General features: G+C 38.1%; 23 protein-coding genes and 1 other annotated feature. Of the genes, 22 read left to right on the top strand and 1 reads right to left on the bottom strand.

What is annotated here, in order from left to right; genetic code table 11:
• Positions 1-142 precede the first annotated feature (142 nt).
• The 22 genes from AC2VNP_RS17890 (at position 143) to AC2VNP_RS17995 (ending at position 23068) form a co-directional block, all read left to right on the top strand.
• Complete coding sequence (locus tag AC2VNP_RS17890) at positions 143-397, top strand: YlmC/YmxH family sporulation protein (protein ID WP_486918638.1); 255 nt, start codon at positions 143-145, stop codon at positions 395-397.
• A gap of 148 nt (positions 398-545) precedes the next feature.
• The gene (pgeF, locus tag AC2VNP_RS17895; RefSeq protein WP_486918639.1) at positions 546-1379 is read left to right on the top strand and encodes a peptidoglycan editing factor PgeF; all 834 of its coding nucleotides are present in this window, start codon (positions 546-548) and stop codon (positions 1377-1379) included.
• A gap of 15 nt (positions 1380-1394) precedes the next feature.
• Positions 1395-2069, top strand: a complete 675-nt coding sequence (locus AC2VNP_RS17900; protein WP_486918640.1) for a YggS family pyridoxal phosphate-dependent enzyme — start codon at positions 1395-1397, stop codon at positions 2067-2069.
• Positions 2070-2095: 26 nt separating this feature from the next.
• Entirely contained in the window at positions 2096-2542 is a 447-nt protein-coding gene (locus AC2VNP_RS17905) for a cell division protein SepF (protein ID WP_486918641.1), read from the top strand.
• 19 nt (positions 2543-2561) lie between these two features.
• Positions 2562-2819, top strand: a complete 258-nt coding sequence (locus AC2VNP_RS17910; RefSeq protein ID WP_275117662.1) for a YggT family protein — start codon at positions 2562-2564, stop codon at positions 2817-2819.
• An 11-nt stretch (positions 2820-2830) separates the two neighbouring features.
• Complete coding sequence (locus tag AC2VNP_RS17915; protein ID WP_486918642.1) at positions 2831-3604, top strand: YlmH family RNA-binding protein; 774 nt, start codon at positions 2831-2833, stop codon at positions 3602-3604.
• 83 nt (positions 3605-3687) lie between these two features.
• Positions 3688-4182 (top strand): DivIVA domain-containing protein, encoded by a 495-nt coding sequence (locus tag AC2VNP_RS17920; protein WP_486918643.1) that lies wholly within the window; start codon positions 3688-3690, stop codon positions 4180-4182.
• 56 nt (positions 4183-4238) lie between these two features.
• Positions 4239-4470, top strand: a binding site (T-box leader).
• 414 nt (positions 4471-4884) lie between these two features.
• A complete protein-coding gene (gene ileS / locus AC2VNP_RS17925; RefSeq protein ID WP_486918644.1) occupies positions 4885-7647 on the top strand; it encodes an isoleucine--tRNA ligase in 2763 nt (920 codons plus the stop codon).
• Positions 7648-7795: 148 nt separating this feature from the next.
• Positions 7796-8446, top strand: coding sequence for a TraR/DksA C4-type zinc finger protein (locus tag AC2VNP_RS17930; RefSeq protein ID WP_486918645.1), 651 nt, complete (start codon positions 7796-7798; stop codon positions 8444-8446).
• A 167-nt stretch (positions 8447-8613) separates the two neighbouring features.
• A complete protein-coding gene (gene lspA, locus AC2VNP_RS17935) occupies positions 8614-9099 on the top strand; it encodes a signal peptidase II (RefSeq protein WP_486918883.1) in 486 nt (161 codons plus the stop codon).
• Positions 9099-10004 (top strand): RluA family pseudouridine synthase, encoded by a 906-nt coding sequence (locus AC2VNP_RS17940; RefSeq protein ID WP_486918646.1) that lies wholly within the window; start codon positions 9099-9101, stop codon positions 10002-10004. Before lspA ends, AC2VNP_RS17940 begins: the two co-directional genes overlap by 1 nt.
• 264 nt (positions 10005-10268) lie before the next feature.
• On the top strand, positions 10269-10814 hold the full coding sequence (pyrR, locus tag AC2VNP_RS17945; protein ID WP_486918647.1) for a bifunctional pyr operon transcriptional regulator/uracil phosphoribosyltransferase PyrR: 546 nt from the start codon (positions 10269-10271) through the stop codon (positions 10812-10814).
• Positions 10815-11002: 188 nt separating this feature from the next.
• Positions 11003-12301 (top strand): solute carrier family 23 protein, encoded by a 1299-nt coding sequence (locus AC2VNP_RS17950; protein ID WP_486918648.1) that lies wholly within the window; start codon positions 11003-11005, stop codon positions 12299-12301.
• Between the two features lie 198 nt (positions 12302-12499).
• Positions 12500-13390: an aspartate carbamoyltransferase catalytic subunit gene (locus AC2VNP_RS17955; protein WP_486918884.1), complete on the top strand. Its 891-nt coding sequence runs from the start codon at positions 12500-12502 to the stop codon at positions 13388-13390.
• A complete protein-coding gene (locus AC2VNP_RS17960; RefSeq protein WP_486918649.1) occupies positions 13391-14674 on the top strand; it encodes a dihydroorotase in 1284 nt (427 codons plus the stop codon).
• On the top strand, positions 14671-15759 hold the full coding sequence (locus AC2VNP_RS17965) for a carbamoyl phosphate synthase small subunit (RefSeq protein ID WP_486918650.1): 1089 nt from the start codon (positions 14671-14673) through the stop codon (positions 15757-15759). Before AC2VNP_RS17960 ends, AC2VNP_RS17965 begins: the two co-directional genes overlap by 4 nt.
• 19 nt (positions 15760-15778) lie before the next feature.
• The gene (gene carB, locus AC2VNP_RS17970; protein ID WP_486918651.1) at positions 15779-18967 is read left to right on the top strand and encodes a carbamoyl-phosphate synthase large subunit; all 3189 of its coding nucleotides are present in this window, start codon (positions 15779-15781) and stop codon (positions 18965-18967) included.
• Between the two features lie 18 nt (positions 18968-18985).
• A complete protein-coding gene (locus tag AC2VNP_RS17975) occupies positions 18986-19762 on the top strand; it encodes a dihydroorotate dehydrogenase electron transfer subunit (RefSeq protein ID WP_486918652.1) in 777 nt (258 codons plus the stop codon).
• Positions 19759-20670, top strand: a complete 912-nt coding sequence (locus AC2VNP_RS17980; RefSeq protein WP_486918653.1) for a dihydroorotate dehydrogenase — start codon at positions 19759-19761, stop codon at positions 20668-20670. Before AC2VNP_RS17975 ends, AC2VNP_RS17980 begins: the two co-directional genes overlap by 4 nt.
• Positions 20670-21383 (top strand): orotidine-5'-phosphate decarboxylase, encoded by a 714-nt coding sequence (gene pyrF / locus AC2VNP_RS17985; RefSeq protein ID WP_486918654.1) that lies wholly within the window; start codon positions 20670-20672, stop codon positions 21381-21383. Before AC2VNP_RS17980 ends, pyrF begins: the two co-directional genes overlap by 1 nt.
• Positions 21380-22012 carry an orotate phosphoribosyltransferase gene (gene pyrE, locus AC2VNP_RS17990; RefSeq protein WP_486918655.1) on the top strand — a complete coding sequence of 211 codons (633 nt, stop codon included), beginning with the start codon at positions 21380-21382 and terminating at the stop codon, positions 22010-22012. Before pyrF ends, pyrE begins: the two co-directional genes overlap by 4 nt.
• A 399-nt stretch (positions 22013-22411) precedes the next feature.
• Positions 22412-23068, top strand: a complete 657-nt coding sequence (locus tag AC2VNP_RS17995) for a class I SAM-dependent methyltransferase (RefSeq protein WP_486918656.1) — start codon at positions 22412-22414, stop codon at positions 23066-23068.
• 62 nt (positions 23069-23130) lie between these two features.
• Here AC2VNP_RS17995 and AC2VNP_RS18000 read toward each other — a convergent pair whose 3' ends face one another.
• Positions 23131-24840, bottom strand: coding sequence for an Rqc2 family fibronectin-binding protein (locus AC2VNP_RS18000; RefSeq protein WP_486918885.1), 1710 nt, complete (start codon positions 24838-24840; stop codon positions 23131-23133).
• Positions 24841-24890 lie beyond the last annotated feature (50 nt).

Consider the following 24890-nt stretch of genomic DNA (forward strand, 5'->3'; position numbering starts at 1 on the left):
ATGTTACTCAGTCTTTTTATTTAATCAACCTTCTTATACATACGAATAGGTCATCAGTTTTCCTTATTTTTGAGATATTATCGGTTGTTTTATCATATAGATGAAGTAATACAGCATGGTCAAAAGAAAGGATGATTCCAACATGATGAAAATATCTGATTTACAATCTAAAGACATCGTCAACATGGAAAATGGCAAGCGCTTAGGAAATTTATCAGACTTGGATATCAATTTAACAACAGGTCAAATTGATGCAATCATTATTAATGGTACAGGAAAGATGATGAGCTTTTTCAATAGAGAGACTGAAGAGGTAGTGATTCCATGGGGGAATATCGTTAAAATTGGAAACGATGTTATTTTAGTGCAAGTTCCAGAACCGTATCAGCGTTATTAATGGCTAGATATTAGCAAAAAAGTGCTTCATCGACGAATCTTAATACTTTTTACATGAAGAATATGTTAAAATAGATAAAAACAATCAATATTATGGCAGTTTTTGTTGATTGGGACTTTGATAAAAAACATGGATAGGAAGTGATTTTTTGGTCCATGAACCGTTTATCAAGACGGAAGATGATCTATTATTAATTTCTGAATGGAAAAAAAAGGGTTATAACTTAACTGCAGGGTTTACGACACGTCTAGGAGGGGTTAGTCAATCTCCATACGACTCCTTAAATGTGGGATTACATGTTTCTGATGAAGACTCTATTGTAATAAAAAACCGGCAAATGGTATCTGTTAAGCTTGACTTCCCAATTGAGCAGTGGGTAGTAGGTGAACAAATCCATGACTCAGGTATAAAAAAGGTAACTAGAAGCGATGTTGGAAAAGGTGCACAATCATTGAAGTCAGCTATTAAAGACATCGACGGTTTATACACAAAAGACAAAAATATTCTACTTGTCAGTTTGTATGCAGATTGTGTCCCGTTATATTTTTTTGCACCTAAGCATGGAATGATAGGTTTAGCACATGCTGGATGGAAGGGAACAGTTGGTAGAATTGGTCCGAAAATGGTTGAAATGTGGAAGAATGAAGGTATAGATACAAATGATATTTTAGTTATAATTGGACCCTCAATTAGTCAAGAAGAATATGAAGTGGATAAAAATGTTATAAGGGCAGTTGATCAAGTCTTACCTCAAAAAGATGCTCCACCTTATGTTAAATCGAGACCTGGTCATTTCCTCTTAGATTTAAAGAGATTAAATAAACAATTACTTATTGCTGCTGGTATTCCAAGTCATTGTGTAAAAACTAGTCAATATTGTACAGCTCGCAAAACCGACTTGTTTTTTTCACATCGAAAAGAACAGGGTCGAACAGGAAGAATGATGAGTTTTATAGGTTTGAAAAGTAATGAAGATCTATAAAAGGAGGACGATCGATTGACAGTAAAAGATAACTTACATAAAATTCATGAAGAAATTAATGCAGCCTGTCAACGGTCAGGACGCAACTCGAATGATGTACAGATAATCGCAGTTACTAAATATGTATCTGTCGAGAGAACTCAAGAAGCATTGGATGCGGGAATTATTCATATTGGAGAGAATAGATCTGAAGGACTAATAGAAAAAGCACAATCTGTAGATAAGGAACCCATTTTACACTTTATCGGTTCTCTTCAATCAAAAAAAGTAAAGAATGTCGTGGAACATATAAGCTACCTGCACTCTTTAGATCGTCTATCTTTAGCTCGAGAAATACAAAAAAGGTGGGAATCTTTAGAGCCTTTGAAATGTTTTGTACAAGTGAATGTTTCTGGAGAAGAATCTAAATCAGGACTTAATCCTAATGAAACGATTCCTTTCATCCAAGAGCTCGCTCAATTTCCAGCCGTTCAAGTAGTAGGGCTTATGACAATGGCGCCGTTTGTAGAAAATTCAGGAGATACAAGACCTGTTTTTAAGAAACTTCGACTTTTACAACAAGAAGTACAAGCCTTATCTCTTGACCATGCACCATGTAAGGAATTATCAATGGGTATGTCAAATGATTACATAGTCGCAGTAGAAGAAGGCGCTACTTTTATTCGTATTGGATCTTCGCTTGTTGGGTAAAGATTGAGCTCAAAGGAGGAATTTAAATGGGGATGAAATCGAGGTTTAAACGTTTTTTTGAATTAGAAGAAGATGGACAAGGTTATGAATCATACAATGAGGAAGTAGCTGCTACACAAGATGAAGTGCCACAATATCGGAGAAGTGAAAAGCAGGCGAAAAATCAAAATGTCGTAAGTTTGCAAAGTGTTCAAAAATCAGCAGCAAAAGTTATTTTGATTGAACCGAGAACATATGATGAAGTCCAGGATATTGCAGATCACTTAAAAAACCGTAAGGCAGTAATTATAAATTTACAGCGAATATCAAATGAACAAGGAAAGCGAATTGTCGATTTTTTAAGTGGAACGGTGTATGCTATAGGAGGAGACATTCAAAAGCTTGGAATAAGTATATTCCTTTGTACTCCAGATAATGTAGACGTATCCGGGTCAATTTCAGAAATGATGCAAGAAACATTTGAACAACGTTAGAATGGTGGTGGATAATTAAATGCAAGGAATTGGAGCTTTACTAAATTTAGCAATTATGGTTTATTCATACATGATTATTGCTTACATCTTAATGTCATGGTTTCCAAATGCCAAGGAGTCTTCAATCGGTCAATTTCTAGGTTCAATTGTTGAACCTTACTTAGCACCGTTTCGTAAATTTATTCCTCCTTTAGGTATGATTGATATTTCCCCAATTGTAGCTATTTTTGCCTTATCATTTGCAAGATATGGAGTTGCTGCATTATTCGGGATGTAATGGTGTAAAGGATGAGTATTTATCAACATTTTAGAAATGAAGAAAGATCATTTGTAGATCAAGTATTGGACTGGAAACAGGAAGTGACTGTTCAATATACCTACAAATTAACTGACTTTCTTGACCCAAGACAACAAGACATTATAAAAACAATTATAGGTAAAGATGAGGAAATAAGCCTCTCCTTTTGGGGAGGCACTTCTTATACTGAACGTAGACGTGCGTTGCTTTCACCGCCCTTTTTTGAGCTTTCAACGAGTGATTTTCATGTTCAAGCTTTTGAGTTACGTTACCCTAGAAAGTTTATCACTTTAGAACATAGAGACGTGTTAGGTTCACTAATGGGTTTAGGGTTAAAGCGTGAAAAATTTGGTGATATTGTAATAAATGATGAAGTAATTCAAATAATCGCTGCTTGTGAGGTTGCTGGTTTTCTTGAATTAAATTTACAAAAAGTTGGACAAGCTAAAGTTAAAATTGTACCAATAAGTGATGATGATATCGTCCAAACCAATGAGGAGTGGTCAGAAGAATTTACAACCATCTCTTCTTTAAGGTTAGATACATTACTGTCTGGAATGTACAACATATCACGTACTAAATCTTCTCTATATATAGAAAGAGGTTTGGTTAAGGTCAATTGGAAGACGATTGAAGATGCTTCATTTCAAATTCAGGAAGGCGATTATTTTTCTGTAAGAGGATTTGGAAGAAGTAAGTTGATGTCGGTTGCCGGGTCTACAAAAAAAGGGAAAATTCGCATAGTTTTTGGTAGAAAAAAATAATTTTATCATAGAAAAAGAAGGGAATACTCTTTTTCTGTCGAATATATCTAAGAATTTAACGACAAGATTTGGAGGTGGAGTTCGTGCCTTTAACACCGCTTGATATTCATAATAAAGAGTTCACACGCGGATTCCGTGGTTACGATGAGGATGAGGTTAATGAGTTTCTTGACCAAATCATAAAAGATTATGAAGCTGTACTACGGGAAAAAAAGGAAATGTTTGAACGAGTACAGGACCTTGATGGAAAGTTAGAGCATTATAATAAAATTGAAGAGACTTTAAATAAATCAATTTTAGTTGCTCAAGAATCTGCAGAAGAGGTTCGTCGTAGTGCTCAGAAAGAAGCACAATTAATAGTGAAGGAAGCAGAGAAAAATGCTGATCGTATCATTAACGACGCGCTAACAAAATCAAGAAAAGTAATGATGGAGATTGAAGAATTAAAGAAACAAGCCTCTGTTTATCGTATTCGTTTCAAGATGTTAGTTGAAGCACAATTAGAAATGCTTCAAACAGATGATTGGGATGAAATTACAAAGGTTAATGAATCTGTAGAAAAAGAAAGCGTTGAATAAGGTTTCTTGACACAGATAATATTTATGTATTATAATACCTCTCAAATTGAAAAGAGTTAATAACTATGATAGGGAGAGTACCTTTATCATGCTTCATAATAGCGAGTCAGGGGCGGTGGAAGCCTGATGTGAAGGATAATGGGAAAATCACCCTTGAGTTCTATACCGAAAGTTAAATTCTAGTAGGCTATAGCGGTTTATTCCCGATACGAATGAGAGTGAATAATAGCAATGAATCTTGCTGTTATTTAGTAGGGTGGTACCACGGGTAACCTTCTCGTCCCTATAAGACGAGAGGGTTTTTTTGTTGTCTTGATTAAGGAGTATTCTCTTTACGTACCTAGAGGCTATAGTCCATAGTCCATAATTCACTCACCGCTCACTTCTGCTTTACGCTTTGTCTAGCTACAGACGCCATCGGCTCGAGGTCGCTTTGGTCCATCAAATGTGATCAAAGGGCGGGTCACATACTGCTGGCCCTCCAGCGCTTGTCGCCGATAAGCAGGCGTCTTCCGCTTTTCGTGATGTCTAGCTACAGCGTCCAGCGTCTAGTGGACTTCGCTCTCCTCCTTACGATAAGGCAACATCGTAACGCTAACGCTATACGTGTTTTCTTTATCTCATACGGAGAGGCTCCAGTCCATACGCCGCTAACGGGACGCTTCCGCTTTTCTTTTTACATATTAACTAGGAGGAACAAGAATGGAATATAAAGACACTTTATTAATGCCAAAAACAGAGTTTCCGATGCGTGGAAACTTGCCAAATCGCGAACCAGAAATGCAAAAAAAATGGGATGAAATGAACATTTATGATAAAGTTCAACAACGTACAGAAGGACGCCCATTATTTGTTCTTCATGATGGACCGCCGTATGCAAATGGTGACATTCATATGGGACACGCATTAAATAAAGTATTAAAGGATATAATTGTCCGATTCAAATCGATGAGTGGTTATCACGCACCTTACGTTCCAGGTTGGGATACGCATGGCCTTCCAATTGAGACCGCACTTACAAAAAATAAAAAAGTAAAGCGTAAAGAAATGAGCGTTGCAGATTTCAGAAAGCTTTGTGAAGAATATGCTCTTGAGCAAATTGATCGTCAACGCGAACAATTTAAACGTTTAGGTGTTCGTGGGGACTGGGAAAATCCATACATTACTTTAAACAAAGAATATGAAGCTCAACAAATTAAAGTTTTCGGTGATATGGCGAAAAAAGGTTATATCTATAAAGGATTAAAGCCTGTTTACTGGTCGCCATCTTCTGAGTCAGCTCTTGCAGAGGCTGAAATTGAATATCATGACAAACGTTCTCCTTCGATTTACGTTGCTTTTCCAGTAACAGACGGAAAAGGTGTATTAGATGGAGATGAAAAGATTGTCATCTGGACGACAACCCCTTGGACGATTCCAGCTAACCTAGGGATTACGGTACACCCTGATCTTGAATATAGCGTTGTTCAAGTTGAAAATGATAAGTTTGTTGTTGCTTCAGGGCTGTTAGAAACACTATTAACTGAATTAGAATGGGAAACTCACAGTGTTGTGAAAACATTTAAAGGTGAGCAATTAGAACATGTCATTGCTAAACACCCTATTTATGACCGTGAATCACTTGTAATGTGTGGTGACCATGTAACTCTTGATGCAGGTACAGGTTGCGTTCATACTGCACCAGGTCATGGGGAAGATGATTATATCGTCGGGCAAAAATACAATTTAGATGTTTTATGTCCAGTTGATGATAAAGGTGTAATGACGAAAGAAGCTGAAGGATTTGAAGGGTTATTTTATGACGAAGCGAATAAACCAATCACTGAAAAATTAACTGAAGTAGGTGCTCTTTTAAAGCTCTCTTTTATCACTCACTCGTATCCGCATGATTGGAGAACAAAAAAACCTGTCATATTTAGAGCGACTGCACAATGGTTTGCTTCAATTAAAGATTTTAGAGAAGAATTACTTCAAGCCATTAATGAAGTAGAGTGGATTCCATCTTGGGGAGAAACACGTCTTTATAATATGGTACGAGATCGTGGAGATTGGTGTATTTCACGTCAACGTGCATGGGGTGTACCGATTCCGATTTTCTACGGTGAAGATGGAGAGCCTATTATTACGGATGAGACAATCGATCACGTTTCTCAATTATTTAGAGAGCATGGTTCAAATATTTGGTTTGAATGGGAGACGCAACAACTTCTACCTGAAGGGTTTACTTCATCTCATAGCCCAAATGGGACATTCACTCGTGAAATGGATATTATGGATGTGTGGTTTGACTCAGGGTCATCGCACCAAGCCGTTCTTGTAGAGCGAGATGACCTACAACGTCCTGCAGACTTATATCTTGAAGGATCAGACCAATATCGTGGTTGGTTTAACTCGTCGTTATCAACGAGTGTTGCTGTTTCAGGTAAAGCTCCTTACAAAGGTGTATTAAGTCATGGTTTTGCTCTTGATGGTGAAGGTCGTAAAATGAGTAAATCTATAGGAAATGTTGTTGTTCCTAATGATGTTATGAAGCAATTAGGAGCAGATATTCTTCGTTTATGGGTAGCTTCGGTTGATTACCAAGCAGATGTACGTGTTTCAGATAATATTTTAAAACAAGTTTCTGAAGTATATCGTAAAATTAGAAACACATTCCGTTTCCTTTTAGGAAATTTAAATGGGTTTGATCCTGCTACGGATGCTGTACCTGTTGAAGACTTACCAGAATTAGATAAGTACATGCTTGTTAAATTACATGATGTAATTAACAAAGTTACTAAAGGTTATGAACAGTATCAATTCTCTAATGTATATCATGCGTTAAATAATTTCTGTACAGTAGAGCTAAGTTCTTTCTATATGGATGTTGCCAAAGATACATTATATATTGATGCGCCTAATAGTCATGCACGTCGTTCAATTCAAACAGTAATGTATGAAACAGTTGTAGCACTTGCTAAGCTTGTTTCACCAATTTTATCTCATACAGCTGATGAAGTTTGGCCTCATATTCCAGGAGCTGAAGGTGAAAGTGTTCAATTAACAGATATGCCGAAAGCTGAAACGTTTACGAATGTTGATGCGCTTGTGGAAAAATGGGACCGAATTATGAATGTTCGTAATGATGTTTTAAAAGCACTGGAAAATGCCAGAAATGAGAAGAAAATTGGTAAATCTTTAACCGCACAAATTGTATTATATCCTTCACAAGAGTTAATGCAGACGTTTGAAAATATAGACTTACAAAAATTATTTATCGTATCGCAAGCAGTGGTTGGTGGCGAAAAAGAAACGGCTCCAGAACATGCGGATGTATATGATGATTTAGCAATCGTTGTTGAAAAAGCAGAAGGTGAAACGTGTGAACGTTGTTGGGTCGTTTCTAAAACAGTAGGACAAAATGAAGCGCATCCAACATTATGTACTTCTTGTGCAACCATTGTTACTGAAAACTATAGTGGCTAATTTTCAAGGAGAGGTTATTCTGTTTACGGATAACCTCTTCTTTATTTGTCATACATTACAAATGTTGTTTCGGCTAACAACAATCATTTCGGTCACACTAAAGGTGTACAAGTTCATATTTAGAGACTGTACAAAAAGGGGGAGAAGAATGCGACAATATGATGATTTAAGACGGGAACTTGAGCAGCGCAAAGCAAGCATAGAAGAACGTATTAAAGAAGCCGATCGTTATGGGTTAGCAGTTACTTCAAGCTTTTCAACAGGAGAGTTGTCACAATATGATAATCACCCAGCTGATACTGCTACTGACTTATATGAACGCGAAAAGGACATTGCCATCTACGAAAAGCTACAAAAAGAACTGGAAGATGTCGACTATGCGTTAAATAAAATGCAAAATGGCTCATATGGTGTTTGTGAAGTCACAGGGAAGCAAATTCCTTATGACCGCCTGCAGGCTAACCCGACTGCAAGAACTGTCGTTGAACACTCCAAAGGTCTATTAGCTAATCATCGCCCAGTAGAAGAAGCTGTCTTAGGAAACTTTGATGAGTATAACTTTGACAACCGTGATGATGAAACGGAGTTTGACGCAGAAGATGCTTATCAATCGGTCGCTTCTTTTAACGAAAATAGTATGGTCTTTGAAGATTCTTCACTAGACCGTACCGGAGAGTTAATTGGTTATGTGGAAGAATTAGAAGCTTTTGCTTCAACTGATATTTATGGTTATCAAGGAGATGACTCTGTCGATTTCCAAAGAAATATCCATTACGATCAATATTTGAATGAAAAATAAAAAGTAATCGAAGCTGGCTTTTTATATGTACAAGTGTCAGATAGCCCCTGACACTTGTGAGTCAGCTTAACCATTTGTGGTTAAACTATATAAGTATCGGGGTAAAAATAAGTAAAAAAAGACACTTTCATCATTTTATGCTAAAATGCTAACGTATGCATAATGAGATGGAGGAAATGACTTTGATTTGGTTATATTATGTTATTGCAGTAATCATTATTTTGTTTGACCAATGGACAAAATGGATTGTCGTACATTCGATGGAAATAGGCCAACGTATTCCATTAATTGAAAACGTCCTTTATTTTACTTCCCATCGTAATCAAGGAGCAGCTTTTGGTATTTTACAAGGACAGATGTGGTTTTTCTATATCGTTACAGTAGTCGTTGTAGGATTTCTCGTATATTACATTCAAAAGGAAGCAAAAAAAAGTGTTCTACTTGGGGTGTCTTTAGGTTTAATTTTAGGTGGAGCTATTGGAAACTTTATCGACCGAGTTTTTCGAGGTGAGGTTGTAGATTTTATTGATACTTTTATCTTTACATACAATTTCCCTATTTTTAATGTAGCTGATTCTGCTCTTTGTGTTGGGGTAGCATTAATCTTCATTAAGATTATTAACGACGAAAGAATAGCAAAGGGGAAGAAATAATGGAGCAATACGTATTTCAAATTAACGAAGAACAGGTAAGTGAACGAATTGATAAATTAATGACGACCTTTAATCCAGATTGGTCTAGAACCCAAGTTCAGCAATGGATTAAAGACGGAAATGTTACCGTTAATGGTGATACTGTTAAAACAAATTACAAAGTGCAATTAAACGATACATTAGAGTTAGAAATACCAGAACCAGAACTACTTGAAGTGGAACCAGAACCGATCGATTTAGATATTGTATATGAAGATGAAGATGTCATTGTTGTTAATAAACCACGTGGAATGGTAGTTCACCCTGCACCTGGCCATTATTCAGGAACACTGGTTAATGGATTAATGTATCACTGTAAAGATTTATCTGGAATAAATGGTGTGATCCGACCAGGCATCGTACACCGAATTGATAAAGATACGTCCGGTTTATTGATGGTGGCAAAAAATGATGTGGCTCATGAATCATTAGTAGAACAACTTAAAGCGAAGACGACAAAGCGAATATATAAAGCAATTGCTCATGGCGTTATCGCACATGATGTTGGTACAATTGAAGCACCCATTGGAAGAGATAAAAAGGACCGCCAAAGCATGACCGTTACAGAAGAAGGACGTGATGCGGTGACTCATTTTACGGTACTTGAAAGATTTGAAAACTTTACGTATGTTCAATGTGAACTTGAAACAGGTAGAACGCATCAAATCCGTGTTCATATGAAATATATAGGTTTTCCTTTAGCTGGAGACCCTAAATATGGACCAAAAAAGACTCTTGATATCGACGGACAAGCCCTACATGCATCTGTATTAGGATTTGTACATCCACGTACAAAAGAAGAGCTTGTATTTGAAGCGCCTCTTCCACAGGAGATAGTAAAATTACTTGAAGAGCTAAGAAGGTAATTGTTAGAAGTATCTAACTATTTTTAAATTATAAAAACCGATTGACTTTGTTGTCGAATAGTGGAATAATAACGATAACAACAATATAGATCCTTTAACTACAGTCCCGTGAGGCTGAGAAGGAAGCGGATTAAAGGTAACACAGGGTGGAGTATGCCCTTTTACTGAACATTCACTAAACCTCTCATCAGAAACGGTGAGAGGTTTTTTGTATAACGACCGCTTTCACGTTAGGACATACTAATAGGGTGGAGGTGTTTAAGTATGGCGAGAGTAATTTTAGACGAACAAGCAATTCGACGTGCAACAACTAGAATTGCACATGAAATAATTGAACGAAATAAAGGAATTGATAATTGTATTTTAGTTGGAATTAAAACTCGTGGTATTTATGTTGCTAAAAGGTTAGCAGAAAGAATTGAACAAATTGAGGGTGAAAAAATTCCAGTTGGTGAAGTTGATATCACCCTATACAGGGATGATTTAACTGTTAAGACAGAAGACCAAGCTCCTCTTTTAAAAGGCTCACAAGTTCCTGCTGATATTACCGACCGAAAAGTAATTTTGATTGATGATGTACTTTACACAGGGCGAACAGTTCGAGCAGCTTTAGATGCATTAATGGATTTAGGTAGACCATCACAAATTCAATTAGCGGTGTTAATTGATAGAGGGCATCGTGAACTGCCAATTCGTCCAGACTATGTCGGGAAAAATGTTCCAACATCTAAAAGTGAAATTATTACAGCGAAATTAAAAGAAGTCGATGAAATTGATGAAGTAAGTATTATCCAAAAGGAAGAAATTTAATAACGCTTCTATTTCTTTAAAGCAGTCCAGTGAGGCTGACAAGAGAGCTTTTATACTTCTTACTAGGACTATGTCCTTTTTAGAGTGTAAAAAACCTCTCGTCAACATTGGACGCAGAGGTTTTTTAATAATATCGACCATTTCAACAAAGCTTACTAACAAGAGAAACATTAAAGGAGGACAATTAAATGTCACAACAACAAGAAATTGGTATCAGAGAAGTACCAAGATATGATAAATGGTTAACTTTTAGTATTCAGCACTTATTTGCAATGTTTGGTGCAACCATCTTAGTTCCGTATTTAGTTGATTTAAGTCCTGCAGTTGCACTATTTTCAAGCGGATTAGGTACTCTAGCGTATTTGTTAATAACTCGTGGACAAATTCCAGCTTACTTAGGTTCATCCTTTGCATTTATCGCGCCCATTATAGCAGCCACGACAATCGGCGGTCCAGAAGGTGCAATGATCGGAAGTTTTCTAGCGGGTATCATTTACGGTATAGTAGCACTGCTAATTAAAGCGAGCGGCGTAAGTTGGCTGCTAAAAATCCTACCACCAATCGTAGTTGGACCAGTTATTATGGTTATCGGTTTAGGTTTAGCAGGTGTGGCAATTAATATGGCCATGTATGTTCCAGGGACACCGGAATATAGCGGCACATTATTTTCAATAGCGATTGTAACTTTAGGGATTACCATTTTATCAGCGTTCTTCCTAAAAGGGTTCTTCGGTCTTATTCCTTTCCTATTTGGGATTATCGGTGGTTATGTTTATGCTTACTTCATGGGGGTTATAGATTTAACACCTGTAAGAGAAGCACCAATCTTTGCAGTACCAGATTTCATCGTACCGTTTGTAACTTATACACCAAGCTTCAATTGGCACATAGCAGCGATTATGGTTCCAATAGCGGTTGTAACGATTTCAGAACATATTGGAGATCAGATGGTTCTTAGTAAAGTAGTAGGAAAAAACTTCATTAAGAAGCCAGGCTTACACCGTTCTCTATTAGGAGATGGAGTTGCAACAATGATCGCATCTGTCCTTGGGGGTCCTCCAAATACAACATACGGAGAGAACATTGGTGTACTTGCAATTACTCGAGTGTTTAGTGTATTCGTTATTGGTGGAGCAGCAGTACTCGCTATGACCCTTGCTTTCTTTGGAAAATTCGCAGCATTAATTCAAACGATCCCAACTGCCGTCATGGGTGGGGTATCGATCTTACTCTTTGGGGTTATCGCTTCATCAGGTTTACGTATGTTAATTGAAAATGGTATCAACATGGGATTAAAGCGTAACTTAATCATTTCTTCAACTATTCTTGTCATCGGTATTGGTGGAGCTTTCATCCAAGTTTCAGATGAGATCCAAATTGCCGGCATGGCACTAGCAACAATTATCGGGATTGTTCTACACTTAATTCTTCCTGATAAAGAAGTAAGTTATGGTACAAAATCAATGTTTGAAGACAACAACAATTAAATAAACCAATCATCCTTTAATAAAGGTCCAGTGAGGCCTTGAAGGGGTAGTTAGATAATATAGGCAGTTGTTTTTACTGTCTCTCTTCAAAGAGGATGACTCAGAACTAGGTGTAAACATCAATTAGGTGTTAAAGCTAAGTGAGCCATCCTCTTTTTTTATAAAAAAGAAGTGAAGATGAAGGAGAGGAAGATGATTATGCACGTATTAACGATGCCATTACTCGAGACGATTGAAATTCATCAAATCTTACATGATGCTCAAGCTTTCCTAAATGGTGACCGTTGGATGCCAAATCGAGAAACATTTGTAGCCAATCTTTTCTTTGAGCCGAGTACGAGAACAAAATTCAGCTTTGAAGTAGCAGAAAAGAAACTAGGCCTTCAAGTTTTAAATTTCGAGGCTCAAACGTCCAGTGTCACAAAAGGGGAAACATTATACGACACGGTCAAAACGTTAGAGGCGATTGGAACGAATATTGTGGTTATCCGTCACCAACAAGATCATTATTTTGATGACCTTATTGGAAGAATTTCTATTCCAATCATTAATGGCGGCGACGGTTGTGGACATCATCCTACTCAATCTTTACTTGATTTATTAACGATTAAACAGGAATTTGGAACATTCGAAGGATTAAAGGTTGTCATTGTAGGTGACATTAGACACAGTCGAGTGGCTAGGTCCAATGCAGAAGTACTTCATCGTCTAGGGGCAAGTGTATGGTTTTCAGGTCCACGCTCATGGATTGATGACAGTATTCCATATGGAAATTTTATTGATATAGATGATGCTGTTGAGATGGCTGATGTGATGATGATGCTTCGTATACAACACGAACGTCATGCTGTAAAGATGGTAACAACTAAAAGCGATTATCACCACCAATATGGATTAACAATCGAAAGAGAACAACGAATGAAAAAAGACAGCATTATTATGCATCCAGCTCCAATTAATAGAGATGTTGAAATTGCAAGTGAGCTTGTTGAATGTGAACGCTCGAGAATATTCAAGCAAATGACAAATGGAGTTGCAGTTCGAATGGCAGTCTTAAAACGTGCGATCGAAAAGGGAGGACTTAAATAAATGAAGACATTAATTAAAAACGGAAAACTACTCAGTGAAAATGGTGAACTTATAAATCGAGATGTCCTAATAGAGGATAGCAAAATTGTAAGAATTGGAAGCGAGTTAGAAGAACAGGCAGATGAAGTAATTAATGTTAACGGAAACTTAGTCATTCCTGGCATGATTGATTTACATGTCCACTTAAGAGAACCAGGTGGTGAACATAAAGAAACGATCGAAACGGGAACATTGGCTGCTGCAAAAGGTGGATTTACAACAGTTGCACCAATGCCAAATACAAGACCAGTTCCAGATACGAAAGAACAACTAGATTGGCTACAAAATCGAATTAAAGAAACAGCCCATGTTCGAGTTTTGCCTTACGCATCAATTACTATTCGTGAATTAGGTCAAGAATTAACGAACTTCGAAGAACTTGCAGAAAGCGGAGCGTTTGCTTTTACAGATGATGGAGTTGGGGTACAAAGTGCAGACATGATGCTTCAAGCAATGAAAGCAGCTGCAAAAATCAAGAAAGCAATTGTTGCACATTGTGAAGAAAATACCCTCATCCATAAAGGCGCAGTTCATGAGGGAACTTTCTCAGAAAAACACGGAATTAATGGTATCCCATCCGTGTGTGAATCTGTACATATCGCGCGAGATGTATTACTAGCTGAAGCTGCTGATGCTCACTACCACGTCTGTCATATTAGTACGAAAGAGTCAGTCCGTGTTGTGCGTGATGCAAAAAGAGCAGGTATTAAAGTGACGGCAGAAGTAACACCACATCATTTATTACTTTGTGATGAAGACATTCCAGGATTAGATTCAAACTATAAAATGAACCCGCCACTGAGAGGTAAGAAGGACCTCGAAGCTTTAATTGAAGGGTTACTTGATGGGACAATTGATTTTATCGCAACAGATCATGCACCTCATAGTGCAGAAGAAAAAGCTTTAGGTATGGAAAAAGCACCATTTGGTATTGTCGGATTAGAAACAGCCTTTCCATTGTTATACACAAACATGGTTGAAAAAGGAACGATTACATTAAAGCAATTAGTCGATTGGTTAACGATTAAACCAGCTGAAGCGTTTGGCTTATCATTTGGAACACTTGTTGAAGGTGTAGACGCAGACATTACAGTTATTGATTTAAATTCAGAAGAAACAATCATACCTGAAAGCTTTGTATCAAAGGGGAAAAACACGCCTTTTACAAACTGGAATTGTAAAGGATGGCCGACACACACATTTGTAGCTGGAAAGCTTGTATGGAAAAAGGGGGAGCAGCAATGAAAAGACAATTAATTTTAGAAGATGGAACAGTATTTGTTGGAAAAGCATTTGGTAGTGAGAATGAAAAAGTAGGCGAAGTTGTTTTTAATACAGGGATGACAGGATATCAAGAGATCTTATCTGACCCTTCCTATTGTGCTCAAATTGTGACACTAACTTATCCGTTAGTTGGGAATTATGGCATTAACCGTGATGATTTCGAGTCAATTGAACCAGCCATTCATGGATTAATTGTAAAAGAGGCTGCAATCCATCCAAGCAACTGGAGATGTGAAGAGTCAATTGATGATTTATTAAAAGCAAAAGGAATTCCAGGCTTAGAAGGAATTGATACAAGAAAATTAACTCGTCTTATTCGTAAGCACGGTACGTTAAGAGGGAAACTATGCGGCATGGATGTAAATGTTGAAGAAGTCGTAAATGAGCTTAACTCAACAGAAGAGCCAAATGATCAAGTAAAACGAGTATCAACTCAAGATCCATATCACTGCCCAGGACGAGGACATCGTGTTGTTTTAGTAGATTACGGTGCAAAGCATGGGATCATCCAAAACTTAATTCAACGAGATTGTGATGTAATTGTCGTGCCATATAATACAACGGCTGATGACATTCTTCGTTTATACCCAGATGGTATTATGTTGTCCAATGGCCCAGGTAATCCAGTAGATGTTCCAGAAGCGATTGAAATGATCCAAAATCTATTAGGGAAAGTACCAATTTTCGGAATTTGCCTAGGGCATCAATTACTTGCATTAGCATGTGGAGCAAGATCAGCGAAATTAACTTTTGGACACCGTGGTTCCAACCATCCAGTAAGAGAATTAGAAACAGGAAAAATCGATATCACTTCTCAAAATCACGGTTATACAATTGAAGAAGACTCACTTGAAGATACTCGTTTAATTGTCACACATAAAGCAGTAAATGACGGAACAGTTGAAGGTGTTGCTCACTTGGACTATCCTGCATTTAGTGTTCAATATCACCCAGAAGCATCACCTGGACCAGAAGACTCAAACCATTTGTTTACTAAGTTTATTAAGTTAATTGAAGAACATAAACAAAGCCGAGTGCGCGTTTAACAAATAAGGGGGAGACAACATGCCAAAACGTACGGATATTAAAAAGATTTTAGTGATTGGGTCAGGACCCATCGTTATCGGACAAGCAGCTGAATTTGATTATGCAGGTACACAAGCATGTCAAGCGTTAAAAGAAGAAGGGTATGAGGTTATTCTTATTAACTCTAACCCAGCAACAATTATGACGGATACAACGATGGCTGATCGAGTGTATATCGAGCCAATTACGTATGAATTTGTTAGTCGTATCATCCGTCAAGAGCGCCCTGATGGTCTTCTGGCAACTTTAGGTGGTCAAACGGGTCTTAATATGGCTGTAGAACTAGAAGAGTCAGGTATCTTAAAAGAGTACGATATTGAACTATTAGGAACACATCTTGACGCTATCAAGCGCGCTGAGGATCGTGATTTATTTAGAACTTTAATGAATGAATTAAACGAGCCGGTACCAGATAGTGATATCGTTCATAACCTTGAGGAGGCGTACCGTTTTGTTGAGCGTGTCGGTTATCCAATTATCGTTCGTCCAGCATTTACACTCGGTGGAACTGGAGGCGGACTTGTTTATAACGAGGAAGACCTTATTGAAATCGTAACGAGTGGATTAAAGTACAGCCCAGTAACACAATGCCTTTTAGAGAAAAGTATCGCCGGATTTAAAGAAGTAGAATATGAAGTAATGCGCGATAGTAAAGACCAAGCGATCGTTGTATGTAACATGGAAAATATCGATCCAGTTGGCGTACACACAGGAGACTCCATCGTAGTAGCACCGAGTCAAACGCTTTCTGATCGTGAATATCAAATGCTTCGTAATTCATCTTTAAAAATTATTCGTGCATTAGGAATTGAAGGCGGATGTAACGTTCAGTTTGCACTTGATCCGGATAGCTATCAATACTACATCATTGAAGTTAACCCACGGGTAAGCCGTTCATCAGCACTTGCGTCAAAAGCAACAGGTTATCCAATTGCAAAAATTGCAGCAAAAATTGCAGCAGGGTATGCATTAGATGAAATTATGAATCCGATTACGAAAACGACGTATGCTAGTTTTGAACCAGCACTTGACTATGTCGTTAGTAAAATTCCGCGCTGGCCATTTGATAAGTTTGAGTCAGCAAACCGTACATTAGGTACACAAATGAAAGCGACAGGAGAAGTTATGGCGATTGGACGTAATTTAGAAGAGTCTCTTTTAAAAGCCATTCGTTCATTAGAAGCAGGTGTATTCCACTTAGAAAGAAGCGGACTTGAGACAATTGAAAATGTCGAGTTAGAAAAGCGTATAGCTGTAGCGGATGATGAGCGCTTGTTTGTAATTGGTGAAGCGTTCCGTCGTGGTTACACGGTCGAACAGCTTTGGGAACTAAGTAAGATTGATCGTTTCTTCCTTCATAAAATGGAAGATATCGTGAAGTTAGAACAATCATTAAAAGATAACAAAGGTAACATCGAACTGCTAACGGAAGCGAAAGAAAAAGGGTTTGCAGATGTAACGGTCGCAAAATTATGGGAAATGGAAGAAGGAGAACTCTTCGACCTGCGTGAGCAAAAAGGAATTATGCCAGTATATAAAATGGTCGATACGTGTGCAGCAGAATTCGAATCTGCAACTCCATATTTCTATGGAACATATGAAGATGAAAACGAGTCGTTCATTTCTGATAAAAAGAGTATTCTCGTTTTAGGTTCTGGTCCAATCCGTATCGGACAAGGAATTGAGTTTGATTACGCGACAGTTCATACGGTTTGGGCAATTAAAGAAGCTGGATATGAAGCAATTATTATTAACAATAACCCAGAAACGGTTTCAACAGATTTTAGTACTTCTGACAAGCTGTACTTTGAGCCTTTGACACTTGAAGACGTGATGCATGTCATTAGACAAGAACAACCAGAAGGTGTAATTGTTCAATTTGGTGGTCAAACGGCGATCAACTTAGCGGAAGGTCTTTCAGCTCGTGGAGTTAAAATTTTAGGAACAGCATTGGAAGATATGGACCGTGCAGAAGATCGTGATAAGTTTGAAAATACTTTACAAGAATTAGGGATTCCACAACCGCTAGGTAAAACAGCAACTTCAGTAGATCAAGCTGTGAAAATTGCAACTGAAATTGGCTACCCTGTTTTAGTACGCCCATCTTATGTACTAGGTGGTAGAGCGATGGAGATCGTTTATAAAGAAGCTGAGTTACTAAACTATATGGAAAATGCGGTAAAGATTAACCCGAAACATCCGGTATTGATTGACCGTTATTTAACAGGAAAAGAAATTGAAGTGGATGCTATCTCAGATGGTGAAAACGTCTATATTCCGGGAATTATGGAACATATCGAGCGTGCTGGAGTTCACTCAGGTGACTCAATTGCAGTTTATCCGCCACAAACACTTTCTGCTGAAATTAAAGAGAAGGTCATTGAGCGTACGATTTCATTAGCTCGCGGATTAAATATAGTTGGTCTTTTAAACATCCAGTTTGTTTTACATGAAAATGAGGTTTACGTGCTAGAAGTAAACCCTCGTTCAAGTCGTACGGTTCCTTTCTTAAGTAAAATAACAGGTGTTGCTATGGCAAACATTGCAACGAAAGCGATCCTAGGTAAAAAGCTTCCTGAATTAGGGTATGAAACAGGCTATCACCCTGAGGGTAAAGAAGTATCGGTTAAAGTACCAGTGTTCTCATTTGCTAAGCTGCGTCGTGTCGATATTTCACTCGGTCCGGAAATGAAATCAACAGGTGAAGTTATGGGACGTGACTATACTTTAGAAAAAGCGCTCTATAAAGGGTTAATTGCATCTGGGATGAAAATTCCTAAGTACGGTTCAGTTCTCTTCACTATTGCAGATAAGGACAAAGAAGAAGGCTTAGAACTTGTTCAGCGTTTCCACCGTATTGGCTATAACATTTTAGCGACTGAAGGAACTGCTGGTATGATTAAAGACCTGCAAATCCCAGTAACAACTGTTAATAAAATTGGTGCTGAAAAGCCAAATTTACTAGATGTTATTCGCCAAGGACAAGCACAATTTGTAATCAATACATTCTCTAAAGGAAAACAACCGGCTCGTGATGGTTTCCGAATTCGTCGTGAAGCAGTTGAAAACGGAGTAGTTTGTTTGACGTCACTTGATACAGCAGAAGCTTTATTAAAAGTTATTGAGTCGATTACGTTTGCTTCAGAAAGTATGCCAGCAATGCAATAAAAGAAGGGGGATGTGCTTGTGCTTAAGGATAATTTAACGATCGTTCACCAAGAGAGAATTGCTGATCAAATATTTGAATTAGTTATCGAAGGTGACCTAGTTTCGAATATGACAACACCAGGTCAGTTTGTTCATGTCAAAATTGACCGTGGAATTGATCCGTTGTTACGCCGCCCAATTAGTATTTGTAACGTCGATCTAAACAAAAAACAGCTAACGATGTTATATCGTGCTGGTGGTAAAGGAACGTCACTTTTATCTCAACGTGTGAAAGGGGAACTTGTTGATGTCATGGGTCCCCTTGGCACAGGCTTTCCTGTAGAAGAAGCAAAAGAGGGAGAAGTAGCATTGTTAGTAGGTGGGGGTATTGGTGTCCCTCCACTGTACTACCTCTCACAGCAACTGAAAGCAAGAGGTGTAAAAGTCGTACACGTCCTAGGATTTGCTTCAGCTAAAGATGTTTTTTATGAAGAAAAATTTGCACAACTTGGGGATACGTATGTTGCAACAGTTGATGGCACACATGGTTCAAAAGGGTTTGTAACTGATGTGATCGAGCAAGAAGGTCTTAGTTTTGATGTGTTATATTCCTGCGGGCCTAACCCTATGTTGAAAGCATTAGAAGGTCGCTTTCATGACAGACGAGCGTATTTATCTCTTGAAGAGCGAATGGGCTGTGGAATTGGTGCTTGCCTAGCTTGTGTATGTCATCTTCAAGACGATCCAACAGGTACTTCATATAAAAAGATATGTACAGACGGTCCTGTATTCCCAATCGGAGAGGTGATACTATGAGCCGTTTACAAATAGAACTACCAGGATTATCTATGAAAAATCCAATTATGCCAGCTTCAGGCTGCTTTGGATTTGGAAAAGAGTATGCGAAGTTTTACGATTTAAGTAAGCTTGGTGCGATCGCAGTTAAAGCAACTACAGCTGAACCACGCTACGGAAATCCAACACCACGTGTTGCAGAAACAGCAGCGGGTATGCTAAACGCAATCGGATTACAAAACCCTGGTCTTGAAAAAGTGGTAAATGAGGAATTACTATGGTTAGAAAAGTACGATGTCCCAATTATAGCGAACGTTGCTGGATCAGAAATGGAAGATTACATTGAAGTAGCTGAACGTGTATCTAAAGCACCCAATGTGACCGCATTAGAGCTGAATATTTCTTGTCCAAACGTTAAAAAAGGCGGGATTGCTTTCGGTACGATCCCAGAAGTAGCAGCAGAATTGACAAAAGAAGTGAAACGAGTATCTTCAGTACCTGTTTATGTGAAGTTGTCTCCTAATGTTGCTGATATTGTTGGAATGGCTAGAGCTGTCGAAGAAGCAGGTGCGGATGGACTATCCATGATTAATACATTATTAGGAATGCGGATTGATTTAAAATCAAGAAAACCGATCTTAGCCAACGGTGCAGGCGGACTTTCTGGACCAGCGGTAAAGCCGGTAGCGATCCGTATGATCCATCAAGTAAGTCAAGCGGTTTCGATCCCGATTATCGGAATGGGCGGCATACAATCGGCTGAAGATGTTATTGAATTTTTCTTAGCAGGTGCCGATGCTGTTGCGGTTGGTACAGCAAACTTTGTCGATCCATTTATTTGTCCGGATATTATTGATGCACTGCCTGAATGGTTAGATCAGCTTGGTGTTGATCACATTTCTGAATTAACGGGAGGGAGCTGGAAGTAATGAAGAGACCTGTCATTATAGCTTTAGATTTTTCCAGCACCGAAGCGGTTGAAGAGTTTCTAACGAAAATCCCAAATGAACCGTTATTTTTAAAGGTCGGAATGGAACTTTTTTATAGTTCAGGTGCACAACTAATTCATAGTTTGAAAGAAAAAGGTCATCAAATATTTTTAGACTTAAAGCTACATGACATCCCAAATACTGTACAGCAAGGAATGAAAACTCTCGCTCGTTTAAATGTTGATATTGTTAATGTTCATGCTGCAGGTGGTTCAGAAATGATGAAACGAGCGATGGAAGGTCTTTATGCAGGAACCCCATCTGGAATTGAGCGGCCGAAGCTGATTGCTGTCACTCAATTAACGAGTACAAGTGAACAGGTCATGCAACAAGAATTGAAGATTAACGGAACCATGAAAGAGACTGTTCAAGCCTATGCTAAACTAGCTAGTGAAAGTGGATTAGATGGAGTCGTTTCTTCCCCACTAGAAGTACCGCTTATTCATGAGGCTTGTGGAGAACAGTTTTTAACAGTCACACCTGGGATTCGTTTAGCTGGAGATGCTGTTGGGGATCAAAAACGGGTGACAACACCGAGTGATGCTAGAACACTTGGCAGTTGGGGAATCGTTGTTGGAAGAAGTATTACTTCAAGTGAAGATCCCGCAAAAGCTTATGAAACAGTAGTCAAACAATGGGAGGAATTATCATGAAAAAACAAATAGCATCGCACCTATTAGATATAAATGCTGTATATTTACGCCCAAATGACCCATTTACGTGGAGTTCAGGGATGAAATCTCCCATTTATTGTGATAATCGTTTAACACTATCTTACCCAGTCATTCGTAAGGATATTGCGAATGGGTTAAAGCAATTAATTGAAGAAAATTATGCTAATGTTGATGTTATTGCCGGAACTGCCACAGCCGGTATTCCTCACGCGGCTTGGGTAAGTGATTTGATGGAAAAGCCAATGGCCTATATTCGCAGCAAAGCAAAAGGTCATGGAAAAGGTAATCAAATTGAAGGAAAAATCGAAGCTGGCGATAAAGTAGTTATTGTTGAAGATTTGATTTCAACAGGGGGAAGTGTCATTACCGCTGCAGAAGCCGTTCGTGAAGTAGGTGGAATTGTAGTTGGTGTAGTCGCCATTTTTACATACGGCTTAGAAAAAGGGATAACTCAACTCGAAGAAGCAAAATTACCGTTCCAAGTACTAACCGATTATGAAACACTTCTTCAAGTCTCATTAGAAAGAAACGATATTAATGAAGAAGAAGTATCAAAGTTAAAGCAATGGCGTCAAAATCCATCGTCTACAGATTGGATGAACGCCTAATATATAGAGTTGGACTTACAACAGTTAAACGGTTCAGCAAAGACATAAAAAAAGGTGGAGATCATTTGTGATTTCCATCTCTATTTTTATTAATTTAGCGACTTTGTCCCACTAGTTGATGTAGCTGAATACAGCCTGCACAGCATCAAACTTGCATATATTCAGGAAATAAGGGCCTTTCAATCCGCAAAAAAATTTACTACCTACTTAATCCATAAATGATATCCTGTGCAACAAAGTAGGTGCTATTTTATTCATTCCTCCCCAAATTTAGTACAATGGTAAAGGAATGTGAGTTAGAAAAGCCGAAGTTATTCCTACAGTGTAATCTAGTGTCTTCAAAATAGTCTGGGCTAGTACTGACAGTTTGTAAGTAAGTAATACGAAGGGGGAGTACATATGCGAAAGATGAATGGGGAAGAGTTTGATCCGTTAGTGCCTTTTTTTGATGGGATGGCATGTACTAGGTGGTTAGGAACTGTACATGATCAACTAAAACAAGCAACAGGAACCTGGAGTGGGAAGCGGGTATTAGATGTGGGGTGTGGAACAGGCCGTTTATTATTTAGAGGGGTAGATGAAGCCAATCACGTTGTAGGTATCGATCTCTCTGAAGGAATGATTCAAGCTGCAGATGAACTTTACAAAGAAAAAGGTAAAAAAGATAAAGCCACTTTTCAAGTAGGGGATGCGTATAATTTACCATTTGCCGATCATGAATTTGACTTAGCGATTTCTACATGCGTGCTTTTTCTCTTACCAGAGCCGGATATGGGTATGAAAGAAATGATCCGTGTTGTAAAAGAGGGTGGTATGATTGCGATGTTAAACCCATCTGAACATATGAATCAACAGGCAGCTGCCGAGTATTGTAAACGGCATAAGATTACACAGTTTGAGGAGACGACGCTGCTAAAGTGGTCTAATATTTCAACGTTACGTCATCGCTATAATTCTGAGGAACTTTCTACATTTCTAAAAGACTGCGGAGCAAAACAGGTTGAACACTTTCCAGTTGTAGACGGATTAGCTTTAATTACTATTTGTAAACTGTAACAAAAAAGGACAGCCCAATTTAAAAGGCTGTCCTCTAATTTTTTTTCATTACTAAATGTAAATTATTTTCTCAACTTCAATACAAGGTCCTCATCAGGTGTTACATACAACGTAGTTTGATTGTCATATATAACAAAGCCAGGTTTTGAACCATTTGGCTTTTTGACATGTCGGATTTTCGTATAATCAACAGGTACACCACTCGATTGTCGTGCCTTACTATAAAATGCAGCGACTGTTGCTGCTTCTGTTAACGTCGTCTCGTCAGGATCGGTATCGCGGATCAAGACGTGAGAACCAGGAATGTCCTTTGTATGCAGCCAGATTTCGTCTTGACGGGCAAATCGATTCGTAAGGTATTCGTTTTGCTTGTTGTTTTTACCGACAAAAAATTCTACACCTGCTGATGAGATATAGGACTCTACTTGTGGTTTAGTCGGTTTTTTCTTTTTCTTACTATCTTTTTGTCGACGTCTTACATAGCCTTCTTCAACTAGCTCTTCACGAATTTCCTCAACATCTTTCGGGGATGCTGCTTCCATTTGCTGAATTAATTGATCAAGGTATTGAATTTCTTGTTTTGCTTTTTCTATTTGTTCCTCAACAACTGCAACGGAGTTTTTTGCTTTATTATATTTACGGAAGTAGTTTTGAGCATTATCTGACGGTGTCTTCTGTGGGTCTAATGGGATCGTTACAGTTCCCCCGTTTTCATCGTAATAATCGATGACGTCGACTGCTTTGTCACCGCGCTTAACCATATGAAGGTTAGCGGTTAATAGTTCGCCGAAGCGTTGATACTTTTGTGCTTTTTTAGCATCAACTAATGTTTTCTCAAGCTTTTTTATTTTTTTCTCATTTTTTGAGAGTTCATTTCGCAAAAAACGTTCAAGGTCATGAGCTTGTTGTTTTACTCGGTCACGCTCCCCTTTACCATAGAAAAAGCGGTCAAGTAGTTCACTTACTGAAGAGAAATAACGTACATCACCTTGTAAATGAGTTAATGAGAATAGAGAGAATGCTTCTTTACCAGTTACTATAATCATCTGTGGCTCAAATTGATGAGCTTTTAATGGGTCAATTACTTCGTAAAATGCAGATACGATGGCTCTTTGCTGTGATAACTTAGCACGGTGAACGATTTCTTTTGTCACTTGTGGTGATATGCCCGAAAAAGCTTCGAGAAGTTGCTTATCTAATTTCCCTTGATTGAAATCTAGCTTACGCAGCAATCCTTCCTCATCTACAGAAAAGGGGTCGGTCTTTCCTTGACCAGGTGGAAATTCATACGTATGACCTGGGAGAACAGTTCTTACACTGCTTTGTGACGGCGTAATATGCTTGATGCTGTCAATAATTTTCTTACTTTCTTTATCAATCAGTGTAATGTTGCTATGCCGTCCCATAATTTCAATAACCAATGTTTTATATGTAGTATCTCCTAATTCGTCCTTTCCTTTTATATCAATAGTAATGATACGTTCCATATCGATTTGCTCAATTTTTTCAATAAAACTACCTTCTAGATGTTTGCGGAGCAGCATACAAAACATCGGTGGCTCTTGAGGGTTATCATATTTTTCCTTCGTTAAATGAGCACGGGCAAATGAAGGGTTTGCCGATAAAAGCAATGAATGATTGGTTCCTTTTGCACGGATTGTTAATAATAATTCAGTTTTATAAGGTTGATAGACACGGGATATTCTTCCCGTTACTAATTTTTCTTGTAATTCGTTTGTTATTGCTCTAGTCATTAGTCCATCAAATGACATACGTTCACCAACTTCCTTAACGTTCAACTTTTGAGAAAAGTTTTAAATTT

The sequence above is a fragment of the Alkalihalobacterium sp. TH-98 genome (genome assembly GCF_057473385.1).